Origin of the sequence: Pseudomonas oryzihabitans, assembly GCF_007665395.1 — a bacterium.
In the GTDB taxonomy this organism is placed as follows: Bacteria; Pseudomonadota; Gammaproteobacteria; order Pseudomonadales; family Pseudomonadaceae; genus Chryseomonas; species Chryseomonas psychrotolerans_C.
On the sequence record NZ_VDND01000001.1, the window covers coordinates 83069 to 94784 of the forward strand.

An 11716-nucleotide genomic window follows, 5' to 3' on the forward strand; every position below is an offset into this window, starting at 1 on the left:
TCGCTTCCATTACAAGAACAACAATGGATATCCCATGAAGCGCCTACTCGGAAAACTCTACGTCCAGGTCGTCATCGCGGTCATCGCCGGCGCCTTGCTCGGCGTCTTTTACCCGGATTTCGCCACCTCGCTCAAACCCATCGGCGACGCCTTCATCAAGCTGATCAAGATGCTGCTGGCGCCGGTGATCTTCCTCACCGTGGTCACCGGCATCGCCAAGATGAACGACATGAGGGAACTGGGCCGGGTGGGCATCCGTGCCTTCCTCTACTTCGAGGTGGTCTCGACCCTGGCGCTGATCGTCGGCCTGGTGGTGGTCGATACCTTCAAGCCCGGCGCCGGCATGAACATCGATCCGGCCACCCTCGACAGCTCCGCCATCGCCAGCTACACCGAGGCGGCCAAGCACGAGTCCTTCATCGCCTTCATGATGCAGATCATCCCCAACACCCTGGGGGACGCCTTCGCCAAGGGCAACATCCTGCAGATCCTGTTGTTCTCCATCCTGCTCGGGGTGGCCCTGGCGCGCTGTGGCGACAAGGGCAAGCCGATCATCCGCACCCTCGATAGCCTGATGCACGGCATGTTCGGCATCGTCAACATCGTGATGCGCCTGGCCCCGCTGGGGGCCTTTGGCGCCATCGCCTTCACCATCGGCAAGTACGGCTTCGGCTCGCTGTTCTCGCTGGGCAAGCTGATGGCCTGTTTCTACCTCACCTGCATTCTTTTCGTCGCCCTGGTGCTGGGGCCGATCTGCCGCGTCGCCGGCTTCAGCCTGTGGAAGCTGCTCAAGTACCTCAAGGAAGAACTGTTCACCGTGCTGGGTACCAGTTCGTCCGAGTCGGTGTTGCCGCAGATGATCCGCAAGATGGAGAACGCGGGCTGTTCCAAGCCGGTAGCCGGCATGGTCATCCCTTCGGGCCTGACCTTCAATCCGGATGGCCAGGCCATCTATTACACCGCTGCCGCCACCTTCATCGCCCAGGCCACCAATACGCCCCTGAGCCTGACCGACCAGCTCATCATCATGGCCGTGCTCATGCTCACTTCCAAGGGCTCGGCCGGGGTCACGGGATCGGGCTTCATCACCCTCGCGGCAACCCTGGCCAGCCTCGGCACCATTCCGGTGGCGGGCATGGTCTTGCTGCTGGGGGTGGATCGCTTCATGTCGGAGGCGCGGGCCATCACCAATACCATCGGCAATGGCGTAGCGACCCTGGCCATCGCCCGCTGGGTCGGGGCGCTGGACAGGCAGCGGCTCAAGGCCGCGCTGGATGGCAAGGCTACGCCCGCACCGGAGTCCGAGGCGCCGGAGCGTGGCGTGGCGGCGGAACCGGGCCTGCCTGCACTGGGTACCAAGGCGCTCTAGCGCAGTCAGGCTGGCCGGCCCGCAGGATTTGCCTCATGCTGGGCGTCCCGCCCCCGACCGACTGCCGCGATGATCCCGTCTGCCATCCTGCGTACCGGCCTGATTTCCAGTGCTCTGCTGCTGATGCCGGCGTCTTTCGTCCAGGCGGCCATTCCCAGTCTCACCCCCGCCAACACCTGCGTGCGCAGCGCCTTCGTGCTGCGCTGCCAGGACGGGCGGGGTGGCTGGTACGGGGTGGCGGTGCAGGGCAACGACACCCTGATGCGCGGCTACGATCCGGTCTCGGGCCTGTCCTGGGCCCAGACCAGCACCCGTCTGGGACGGCTGCAATTCTTCAGCGGCCTGACCAGCGACGGCAACCTCTGGCTAGGCCGTACCCGCCAGCTGGGCTGGAACGTGATCAGTCGCTTTTCCACCTCCCAAGGCGACCGTGGCCGCACCAGCTGCAACCGCGTCGCCGGGTGCGAGTGGCGTTAGCCGGCGACCCGATAGCGGGTGCTGCGACCGCCGCCGGGCAGTTTCACCAGGCAGCCCTTGGCCAGCAGATCCGCCAGGTGGCGGGTCGCCGTGGCCTTGGAGACCTTGGCCACTGCCTGGTACTGGGCCGCGCTGATGCCCTCCGTGAAGCCGCGCTCGCCGCCGTCGAGCAGGCGATTCAGGACCTTGGTCTGTTCGGGGGACAACTCGTCCGTCCGGTGGTCCTGCCAGAAGCGCGCCTTGGTTAGCACGCGGTCGATGCGCTGCCGGGCCTGTTCCAGACTGCGTGCCAAGGTCGCGAGAAACCAGAGCAGCCAAGCGGTGACGTCCAGATCGCCGCGCTGGCTGGCCTCCAGGATCTGGTAGTAACCGCTGCGGTCCTCGAGGATGCTCGCCGACATGGCATAGAGGCGATTTGCCTGGCCCTCGGCCTGGGCCAGGGCAAGGTCGGTGAGAGCCCGGGTGATGCGGCCGTTGCCGTCGTCGAAGGGGTGCAGGGTAACGAACCAGAGGTGGGCGATACCTGCACGCAGCAAGGGGTCCAGGCTCGCGTCGTCCCGGCTGACGGCAAACCATTCGAGGAATGTGTCGATCTGTCGCTCAAGGCCGTCCCGGGGTGGGGCTTCGAAGTGCACCCGGGGCTGGTCGAGACGCCCCGAGACCACCTGCATGGGCTCCTCGCCGCGCCACTGGCCGATCCTTGGCTGATTACCCAGCAAGGCTGCTTCCTCGGCAAACAACCAGCGATGCCATTTGCAGAGCCGGTCCTGATCCAGGGGTGCATCTAAGGTGCCCGTACTGTCCAGGGACAGGGCCGCCAGGCCTTCACTCCGTGGGCTTGGGCGGCCTGGGTCGGCCAGGCCCAGGCGCCGAGCGAGCGATGACCTCAGCGAGCCGACGTTGAGCTGCTCGCCCTCGATGGCCGAGGAGGTGAGGACGTTCTGCAGGAGGGCGTCCAGGGCATTCTGCGCTTCGGCATCCTGTCCCACGACTCCGGCCATTCCCAGCAATTGCCCCTGGAGCAGCGTGCAGCGCCGAAGCAGGGGGGCTAGCGGTTCAGCCTTCCAGGCGAAGGCGGGCCAGTTCGGGTGTTGCCAAATCCACTGCCTGTCCTGCATGGGCGCGCTCCGCTGATGAGTCGATTATCGCTACTAATCGGCTCTTTATATGAGCCGATTTTGGCCGCTATTCGGCTCAATATCCAGCGGTACTCCTAGGGCGTGGGTGTGTTCAACCCAGCGCCTGGGTCAGCAAGGCGAACTGATCCACCCCGTCACGGGCGGTCGGGGCGGTGCCCTTGGCCATCTGCTCGACCTCGTCGACCTGGGGGATGCCCAGTTCGCTGAGCCAGGGATTGAGACCACTGCGTCCGGTCACGTCGAATCTCACGTAACGCCCCTCGGCGTGGCGCAGCAGCGCCAGGCTGAGCGCCTGGGACTGCTCGGTGGATTCGGCGATCACCGGGCCGACCGAGAGACCGCGGCCATAGGGGCGGAGCAGGGCGAAGCCGCGGAGCTGGCCGTCGCGCTCCAGGCCGACGATGCGCTCGGCCTGCGGCAGCAGCTCCCGCAACAGGGTGGTGCGGTCCAGCCCGGTAGCCGCCTGGGCAAGGGCTTCCAGGTGGGGCGCGTCCACCAGGCTCAGGGTGCGGATCTGGCTCTCCAGCGGGTGTCGTTCACCCAGGGTCGGCAGGGCCGCCACCTGGTGCTGGAAGATGCGTTCGTAGGAGTCGAAGCCCTGGCTGCGATAGAGCGGGGCACCGCGCAGGGTAGCGACCAGCAGCGGCGTGCGGCTACCGGCCAGCTGCAGCAGGCCGTCCATGAGACGGCGCCCGTGGCCCTGACCCTGGTGGCTGTCGGCGACGATCACCAGGCCGATGGTGGCGTAGTCGCCCTGGGGCACGCAGAAACCGGTGCCGAACACCCCCTGGTCGTCCTCCAGCACCAGGCCTTCGCCGGTATGGAACAGGCATTGCCAGTCTTCCAGGCGATGGGGCCACTGCAGCGCCTGGGACAGGCGGTGGGCGGTGGCGAGGTCGGTTTCGCGCAGGGGTCTCAGGGTGACGTTGGACACGGCAAGGCTCCGGTTCGGGACTGACAGATTCAGGCAGCAGCCTAGCAAGAAGCGACGGCAGATTCGGTTGCCGGAAGCGGGGCGTTCCGTCGCGGGGCGCCGAAGGTCCGCGCCAGTTCGGCAAAAGATGATGACCCGCGCGCCTAGCATGGGGCCAAGCCCACAGCCCTAGCGGAGCGCGCCATGGCCTCGTTCGACCCCAGAGATATTAAGGTTCGTTGTGCTCATTTCATCGGTGGCCGCAGCCGCGATGCCGTGGCCGAGCTGGAGGTGTTCCGGCCCTCCGACGGTCAGCTGCAAAGCGGGCTGCCCTGCGCCTCGGCCGACCTGGTGGACGAGGTGGTGGAGAGCACCTGGCGCGCCTGGAAGGCCAGCGACTGGGCGACCCGCCCGCCACGCGAACGCGCCCGGGTGATGCGCCGCTGGGCCGACCTGGTGGAAGCTGATGGCGAGGTGCTCGGCCCCCTGGAAGCGGTGGGCTCGACCCGCCCGCTGCGCGACGTGCTGGCCTGGGACATCCCCTATGTGGCCGAAGGCATCCGCTTCTTCGCCGAATTCGCCGACAAGCACGGCGGCGAGGTGGCCGCGACCGCTACCTCCCATCTGGGTATGCAGATCACCGAGCCCTATGGCGTGGTGGGCGCCATCGCCCCGTGGAATTTTCCACTGAGCATGGCCGGCTGGAAGATCGCCCCGGCGCTGGCCGCGGGCAATGCCGTGGTGATCAAGCCATCGGAGCTGACCCCGTTCTCCATCCTGCGTCTGGCCGAACTCGCCACCCTGGCCGGGCTGCCGTCGGGCATCCTCAGCGTGGTCCAGGGCGATGGTCGGGTCACCGGCGATGCCCTCTGTCGACACCCGCGGATCGGCAAGGTGACCTTCACCGGCTCCACCGGCACCGGCAGCGCCATCATGACCGCCTGCGCCCAGAGCGGGCCCAAGCCGGTGACCCTCGAACTGGGTGGCAAGAGCCCGCAGCTGGTGTTCGCCGATGCGCCGCATCTGGCCCGCACCGCGCGCAGCGTGGCTGCCGCCATCACCGGCAACGCTGGCCAGGTGTGCGTGTCGGGATCGCGCCTGCTGGTGCAGCGTGCCGTCCTGGAGCCTATGCTGGAGGGCATCCGCGCCGCCTTCGCCGAATTGCGCCCGGGGCCGACCTGGTCGGCCGCGGCGACGCTGGCGCCGATCATTTCCCACCGCCAGGGCCAGCGCATCCACGACATCGTCTCCCGCAGCCAGGCGGCCGGGGCGGAGCTCATGGTCGGTGGCGCGCTGGAGGAGGGGCTGGGCGGCGCCTACTATCAGCCGACCCTGATCGCCGGCGTCGACGCGGAAAATCCCGCGGTCCGCGAAGAGATCTTCGGCCCGGTGCTGACTGTGCAGGTGTTCGATGACGAAGCCGAGGCCCTAGCGCTGGCCGAGCACCCCACCTATGGTCTGGCGGCCGGGGTGCATACGGCCGATCTGGGTCGGGCCCTGCGTTTGACCCGGGCGCTGGAAGTCGGCACCGTCTGGGTCAATCGCTACGGCCGCAGCCACGACTGGATCATCCCCACCGGCGGCTACAAGCGCTCCGGCATCGGCAAGGACCTGGGCCGCGCGGCCTTCGAGGCCAACCTGCGCAGCAAGAGCGTGCTGATCGATCTGGAGCATTCCTGAGGCTTCCGCAAACAATGCTGGGCCCCACCCCCAAAACGGTTTTTTCTGTTTCCCGCGGCGCCTGAAAGCGGACAACCCCCGGGCCCGCCGATGCTGTAATGCTTGCCAGGAACGCCACCGGCGTTCCGGCCTCCACCCACGACCCCGTCAAAGGATCCTTGCCATGACCGCCTTTCGGCCCAAGTACATCACCTTCGACTGCTACGGCACCCTGACCCGATTCCGCATGTCCGACATGGCCCGCGAGATGTTCGCCGACCGCATCCCGGCCGAAGCCATGGACCAGTTCTGCAAGGACTTCAACGGCTATCGCTTCGACGAGGTGCTCGGCGCCTGGAAACCCTATGCGGAGGTGCTGTATTCGGCGGTGGAGCGGACCTGCAAGCGCTGGGGCATCTCCTTCACCGACGCCGAGGCCAATGCCTACTACGAGGCGGTGCCGAGCTGGGGGCCCCATCCGGACGTGACCGCGGGCCTGGCCAAGATCGCCGACAAGATCCCGCTGGTGATCTACTCCAATGCCGCCGACGAGCAGATCATGTCCAACGTCGACAAGCTGGGCGTGCCCTTCCACCGGGTCTTCACCGCCGAGCAGGGCCAGGCCTACAAGCCGCGCCTGCAGGCCTTCGAATACATGCTGGACAACCTCGGCTGCGGTCCGGAAGACGTGCTGCACGTCTCCTCGAGCTTCCGCTACGACCTGATCCCGGCCGACTACATGAACATCAAGCACAAGGTGTTCGTGAATCGCGGTCATGAGCCGAGCACCCCTTACTACAGCAACACCGAGATCAAGGACATCGGCGGCCTGGCCGCCGTGGTCGGTCTCGAATAAACCCCCGCTCAGGAGCGCCGCCCATGCGTCACGGCCAAGAGTCGTCCGAATCCTATTGGCTCGCGACCGCGCCGAGCTTTACCGGGGGCACTCCCGGTCCGGTGGCGGGCGAGGTGGACGTCGCCGTCATCGGTGGCGGCTTCACCGGGCTGTCGGCGGCCGTGGCGCTGCGCCAGCGCGGGGCCAGCGTGGCGGTGCTGGAGGCCGGCCGGGTGATCGGCGAAGCCTCCGGCCGTAACGGGGGCCACTGCAATACCGGGGTCGCCCAGGACTACGCGGCTCTGCGCGCCAGCCTCGGCGCCGAGCGCGCCCGGGCCTTCTACCAGGCCTATGCCGATGCAGTGGCCAGCGTCGAGGCGGTGATCGCCGAGGAGGGCATCGCCTGCGATTTCCTCAAGGCCGGCAAGCTCAAGCTGGCCGCCAAGCCGCAGCACTACGACAGCCTGGCGCGCACCTGCGAGCTGATTCGCCAGGAGGTGGATCCGGAGGTGGAGCTGCTCAGTCCCGCCCAGGTACGGACCGAGGTCGCGTCGGCGGGCTTCCATGGCGGCCTGCTGCAACGCAATGGCGCCCAGATGCACATGGGGCGCTTCGGCGTTGGCCTGGCCGAGGCCGCGGTACGCCGCGGTGCCCAGGTCTACGAAGGAGCGGCGGTCAGCGATCTGCGGCGGCTGCCCGATGGCAGCTTCCGGGTGACCAGTGCCAGGGGCGAGTTGCGCGCCCGCCAGGTGCTGGTGGCCACCGGCAATGCCCAAGTCGGGCCCTTCCAGTGGTTTCGCCGGCGCATCGCCTCGGTGGGCAGCTTCATCATCGCCACCGCGCCGCTACCCAAGGCGCAGCTGGACGAACTTCTGCCCAATCGGCGGACCTACGTGACCAGCCGCATCATCGGCAACTATTTCCGTACCACGCCGGATCAGCGGCTGATCTTCGGCGGGCGGGCACGCTTCGCCCTGTCCGATCCGCGCCAGGACGCCAAGAGCGGCGCCGTGCTGCGCGCCGCGCTAGGCCAGCTGTTTCCCGGCCTGGCCCAGGCGCCCATCGACTATTGCTGGGGTGGCCTGGTGGACATGACCGCCGACCGCCTGCCCCGGGCCGGCGAGCAGGATGGCCTGTTCTACGCCATGGGCTACAGCGGCCACGGCGTGCAGATGTCGGTGCACATGGGCCGGGTGATGGCCGAGGTGCTGGAAGGCCGCAACCAGGCCAATCCCTGGCGGGTGCTGGAGTGGCCGGCCATTCCCGGCCACTTTGGCAAGCCCTGGTTCCTGCCGCTGGTGGGGCTCTATTACCGGGTCCAGGACTGCCTGCACTAAGCCCTCCGCCTTGCAAACCGCCCACCGGGATTCCGCCAGACGGAAACGCCCCGGTGGGCGGTTTTTGCATGTTGGTCCGGGCCAGGCAGAAACTGCTGCGGCGACCGCCTTGGCCACCCTGGCCAGACGCCCGGAGGGCCTTGGCCGTGCATTGCGCCGGCCAAGCGAAACGCCAGCCAGACGCGCCAAAGCCGGGCATCGGCGGCCCTGGTGCGCCGTCGCGAAGCACACCGCAAACAATGCTGAGCGGGTCGGGCAAAACGGTCTTTTCTATCTCGCCACAGGGCCAATTCGACGGTAATGGGTGCAGGGCCGGTGCTGTAATGAAACCGGCCGCCAGACAGGGCGGCCACGAGGACAGCTTCGTGCGCCCGGGGAGGGGCGCATGGACTGGCGACCGAGCCCCCAACGAGCGAGCCGACATGACCGAGAAAAAGACTGGAAGTCCCCTGATAGGTGCAGCCGAGAGCGTGCGGGCCTTCGAGGCCTTGCACCGTGGCTTGTCACGGCGCGACGCCTTGCGCCTGCTGGGTGCCGCCGGGCTGATGGCGACGGGCGTGGGCAGCCTGCTGGGTAGCGATGGCCGCGCCTTCGCCGCCGAGGACGCCGGTACCGGTACGCCACGGCGGGGGGGGCGGATTCGCGCCGCGGCCGCCGGCTCGTCCACCGCCGACACCCTCGATCCGGCGCGTGGCTCCTTCTCCGGCGACTATGCGCGCCAGTATTTCTTTTACAACGGCCTGACGGTGTTCGACAGCCATCTCGAGCCGCAGATGGCCCTGGCCACCAGCGTCGAGACCCAGGACGCCACGACCTGGACCATCAAGCTGCGCCAGGGCGTGCAGTTCCACAACGGCAAGACCTTCGACAGCGCCGATGTCGTCTACTCGCTGCTGCGCCACAAGGACCCGGCGGTGGGCTCCAAGGTCAAGGCGCTGGCCGATCAGTTCGCCGAGGTCACCGCGGTGGCAGCGGACGAGGTCCGCATCCGCCTGGTATCGCCGAATTCCGAATTGCCGGCGGTGCTGGCCATCTCGCCGTTCCTGATCATCGCCGACGGCACCAAGGACTTCTCCACCGCCAACGGCACGGGCCCCTTCAAGGTCAAGGAATTCAAGCCCGGCGTGCGCACCGTGGGCGTGCGCAACGAGAACTACTGGAAGTCCGGCAGGCCCTACCTGGACGAGATCGAACTGATCGGCATCGGCGACGAGCCCTCGCGGGTCAACGCGCTGCTGGCCGGCGACGTGCAGCTCACCGTCTCGGTGGACCCACGCTCGGCCGAACGCCTCAAGCAGAGCGGCAAGCTCAAGGTTGTGGCCAACACCTCGGGTGCCTACACCGACCTGATCATGCGCATCCCCAACCGGCCGTTCAACGACCCCAACGTGGTCGAAGGCATGAAGCTGCTGTTCGATCGCGAGCAGATCCTCAAGTCGGTGTTCCTCGGCTACGGCACCATCGGCAACGATCAGCCGATCATGCCGGGCTCGCCTTACTATGCGGCGGACCTGCCCCAGCGGCCCTATGACCCGGACAAGGCCAAGTTCCTCTTCCAGAAGGCCGGCATCGCCGGCGCGCGGATGCCGCTGGTGACCTCCACCGCCGCCGACAACGCCAACGAGATGGCCCTGGTGCTGCAGCAGTCCGCGCGCCAGGCGGGCCTCAATCTGATGGTCAACCGGGTCAGTGCCGACGGCTACTGGGATAACCACTGGATGAAGGACCCGCTGGGCTTCGGCAATATCAATGCCCGGCCCACCGCCAACATCCTGCTGTCGCAGTTCTTCAAGTCCGACGCGCCCTGGAACGAATCGGGCTGGAAGAACGAGCAGTTCGACCAGTTGCTGGTGGCGTCCCGTGGCGAGACCGACCTGGCCAAGCGCAAGCAGATGTATGCCGACATGCAGCTGCTGATCCACCAGCACTCCGGCATCGGCTTGCCGATCTTCACCAGCTCTATCGATGCCCATTCGCCCAAGCTCGGCGGCTACGGCATCATCCCCATCGGGGGATTCATGGGCTACATGTTCGCCGAACACGTCTGGCTGGAGGCCTGACGCTCGCCGCCCGGTGGCGAAGGCGTCAGCAGGGACCCTTCGCCGCGCCACGCCCAAGCAGGAGGTGACCTTGGATCTTTCCGTGTTTTCCCTCATCACCCGGCGCCTCGGCGGCGGGGTGCTGACCCTGTTCATCGTCTCGCTGCTGGTGTTCTTCGTCTCCGCGCTGTTGCCGGGCGACGCCGCCCAGCAGGCCCTGGGCCAGTTCGCGCTGCCCGAGCAGGTGGCGGCCCTGCGCGCCCAGATGGGGCTCGACCAACCCGCGCCGGTGCGCTACTTCCACTGGCTGGCCGGCCTCCTGCACGGTGATCTCGGCCAGTCGCTGGCCAGCCAGATGCCCATCACCAGCCTGATCGGGGATCGCCTCGGCGGTTCGCTGATGCTGGCCGGGGTGACCGCCCTGGTGTCGGTGCCGCTGGCCCTGGTGCTCGGCATCGCCTCGGCGATGAACGCGGGCGGGCGGCTGGACCGGGTGCTCAACCTCTTCACCCTGGGCATCGTCGCGGTACCGGAATTCCTGGTGGCGACCCTGGCGGTGCTGGTCTTCGCCGTGCACCTGCACTGGACCTCGGCGCTGACCTTCGCCCATGACATTTCCGGTCCCCTGGATTTCCTCCGCGCCTATGCGCTGCCGGTGGGGACCCTGTGCTGCGTGATCGTGGCGCAGATGGCGCGGATGACCCGCGCAGCCCTGGTTGAGCAACTGCAGAGCCCCTATGTGGAGATGGCGCGGCTGAAGGGCGTCGGCCCGGTGCGCGCCGTGCTGCGCCACGCCTTGCCCAACGCCGTGGGGCCCATCGCCAACGCTGTGGCCCTGAGCCTTTCCTACCTGATGGGCGGGGTGGTGATCGTCGAGACCATCTTCAACTATCCCGGCATCGCCCAGCTGATGGTGGACGGCGTCGCCAGTCGCGACCTGCCGCTGATCCAGGCCTGCGCCATGCTGTTCTGCAGCGCCTACCTGGTCCTCATGACCCTGGCCGACCTCTGCGCCATCCTGTCCAACCCGAGGCTGAGAACGCTATGACCCGACCCGTGACGCCCGTGCGCAGCACCGCCGTCCTGCCGGTGGACGGCAAGACGCTCGACGCCCAGTTGTCCCCACCCCGTAGCCGCCGGCCGGCACGCTGGTCGCTGACCGGCGTGCTCGGCGGCAGCCTGGTGGCCTTCTGGCTGTTCATCGCCGTGTTCGGCGTCTGGCTCGCGCCCTACGACCCGGGTGCCCTGGGCGATAGCGCGGTGCTGGCCAGCTACAGCGTCGCCCATCCGCTGGGGACCGACTACCTGGGCCGCGACGTGCTCAGCCGCATCCTCGACGGGGCCCGCTTCACCGTGGGCCTGGCGCTGATCGCCGCGGTGCTGTCCTGCGCCCTGGGCACCGGCCTCGGCCTGCTCGCCGCGCTCTCCGGGCGTTGGGTGGACGAGCCGCTGTCGCGGCTGATCGATGCGCTGATCTCCCTGCCGAGCAAGATGCTGGCGCTGGTGATGGTCTCGGCCTTCGGCTCTTCGGTGCCCTTGCTGGTGGTCATGGCGGTGGTGGGCTATGGCCCGGGCTGCTATCGCATCGCCCGCAGCCTGGCGATGAACCTCACCGAGCTGGAATACGTCCAGGTCGCCCGCACCCGTGGCGAGGGTCGGCTGTACATCGCGCTGGTGGAAATGCTGCCGAACATGCGCCTGCCGCTGCTCACCGACCTGGGCCTGAGGTTCGTCTACATCGTGCTGTTGCTCAGCGGCATGAGCTTTCTCGGCCTCGGCGTGCAACCGCCGAATGCCGACCTGGGTTCGCTGGTGCGGGAAAACATCGGCGGCCTGGCCGATGGCGCCCCGGCGGTGCTGATGCCGGCCCTGGCCATCGGTACCCTGACCGTGGGCGTCAACCTGCTCATCGACCGGTTCGGCGCGCGCCGCCGGGGAGGGCGCTGAG

General features: G+C 67.7%; 10 protein-coding genes. 8 read left to right on the top strand and 2 right to left on the bottom strand.

Going from position 1 to position 11716, the window contains the following annotated elements; genetic code table 11:
- The first annotated feature begins 34 nt into the window (after window positions 1-34).
- Both FSV73_RS00380 and FSV73_RS00385 read left to right on the top strand, forming a co-directional pair.
- A complete protein-coding gene (locus FSV73_RS00380; RefSeq protein WP_145002297.1) occupies window positions 35-1369 on the top strand; it encodes a dicarboxylate/amino acid:cation symporter in 1335 nt (444 codons plus the stop codon).
- Between the two features lie 69 nt (window positions 1370-1438).
- Window positions 1439-1846, top strand: a complete 408-nt coding sequence (locus tag FSV73_RS00385; RefSeq protein ID WP_145002299.1) for a hypothetical protein — start codon at window positions 1439-1441, stop codon at window positions 1844-1846.
- On the opposite strand, the gene FSV73_RS00390 is transcribed toward FSV73_RS00385, so the two are convergent.
- Window positions 1843-2964 (bottom strand): Fic family protein, encoded by a 1122-nt coding sequence (locus FSV73_RS00390; protein ID WP_145002301.1) that lies wholly within the window; start codon window positions 2962-2964, stop codon window positions 1843-1845. The two genes, FSV73_RS00385 and FSV73_RS00390, sit on opposite strands and share 4 nt — an antisense overlap.
- 112 nt (window positions 2965-3076) lie before the next feature.
- Window positions 3077-3919: a GNAT family N-acetyltransferase gene (locus FSV73_RS00395; protein WP_145002303.1), complete on the bottom strand. Its 843-nt coding sequence runs from the start codon at window positions 3917-3919 to the stop codon at window positions 3077-3079.
- Between the two features lie 183 nt (window positions 3920-4102).
- Between FSV73_RS00395 and FSV73_RS00400 the strand changes: the two genes are divergently transcribed.
- The 6 genes from FSV73_RS00400 to FSV73_RS00425 all read left to right on the top strand — a co-directional run bounded on the left by FSV73_RS00400 (window position 4103) and on the right by FSV73_RS00425 (window position 11715).
- A complete protein-coding gene (locus tag FSV73_RS00400) occupies window positions 4103-5578 on the top strand; it encodes an aldehyde dehydrogenase family protein (protein WP_145002305.1) in 1476 nt (491 codons plus the stop codon).
- A gap of 163 nt (window positions 5579-5741) precedes the next feature.
- A complete protein-coding gene (locus tag FSV73_RS00405) occupies window positions 5742-6413 on the top strand; it encodes a haloacid dehalogenase type II (protein ID WP_145002307.1) in 672 nt (223 codons plus the stop codon).
- Window positions 6414-6436: 23 nt separating this feature from the next.
- Entirely contained in the window at window positions 6437-7729 is a 1293-nt protein-coding gene (locus FSV73_RS00410; protein ID WP_145002309.1) for an NAD(P)/FAD-dependent oxidoreductase, read from the top strand.
- A gap of 422 nt (window positions 7730-8151) precedes the next feature.
- Window positions 8152-9789: an ABC transporter substrate-binding protein gene (locus FSV73_RS00415; RefSeq protein ID WP_145002311.1), complete on the top strand. Its 1638-nt coding sequence runs from the start codon at window positions 8152-8154 to the stop codon at window positions 9787-9789.
- A 70-nt stretch (window positions 9790-9859) separates the two neighbouring features.
- On the top strand, window positions 9860-10816 hold the full coding sequence (locus FSV73_RS00420) for an ABC transporter permease (RefSeq protein WP_145002313.1): 957 nt from the start codon (window positions 9860-9862) through the stop codon (window positions 10814-10816).
- The gene (locus FSV73_RS00425; protein ID WP_145002315.1) at window positions 10813-11715 is read left to right on the top strand and encodes an ABC transporter permease; all 903 of its coding nucleotides are present in this window, start codon (window positions 10813-10815) and stop codon (window positions 11713-11715) included. Before FSV73_RS00420 ends, FSV73_RS00425 begins: the two co-directional genes overlap by 4 nt.
- Window position 11716: the final 1 nt, after the last annotated feature.

Excerpts from the sequence above, each read along its gene's own strand:
- FSV73_RS00405 (WP_145002307.1), top strand. The coding sequence starts at position 5,742 with ATGACCGCCTTTCGGCCCAAGTACATCACCTTCGACTGCTACGGCACC.
- FSV73_RS00425 (WP_145002315.1), top strand. The coding sequence starts at position 10,813 with ATGACCCGACCCGTGACGCCCGTGCGCAGCACCGCCGTCCTGCCGGTG.
- FSV73_RS00385 (WP_145002299.1), top strand. The coding sequence starts at position 1,439 with ATGATCCCGTCTGCCATCCTGCGTACCGGCCTGATTTCCAGTGCTCTG.
- FSV73_RS00390 (WP_145002301.1), bottom strand. The coding sequence starts at position 2,964 with ATGCAGGACAGGCAGTGGATTTGGCAACACCCGAACTGGCCCGCCTTC.
- FSV73_RS00415 (WP_145002311.1), top strand. The coding sequence starts at position 8,152 with ATGACCGAGAAAAAGACTGGAAGTCCCCTGATAGGTGCAGCCGAGAGC.
- FSV73_RS00410 (WP_145002309.1), top strand. The coding sequence starts at position 6,437 with ATGCGTCACGGCCAAGAGTCGTCCGAATCCTATTGGCTCGCGACCGCG.
- FSV73_RS00380 (WP_145002297.1), top strand. The coding sequence starts at position 35 with ATGAAGCGCCTACTCGGAAAACTCTACGTCCAGGTCGTCATCGCGGTC.
- FSV73_RS00400 (WP_145002305.1), top strand. The coding sequence starts at position 4,103 with ATGGCCTCGTTCGACCCCAGAGATATTAAGGTTCGTTGTGCTCATTTC.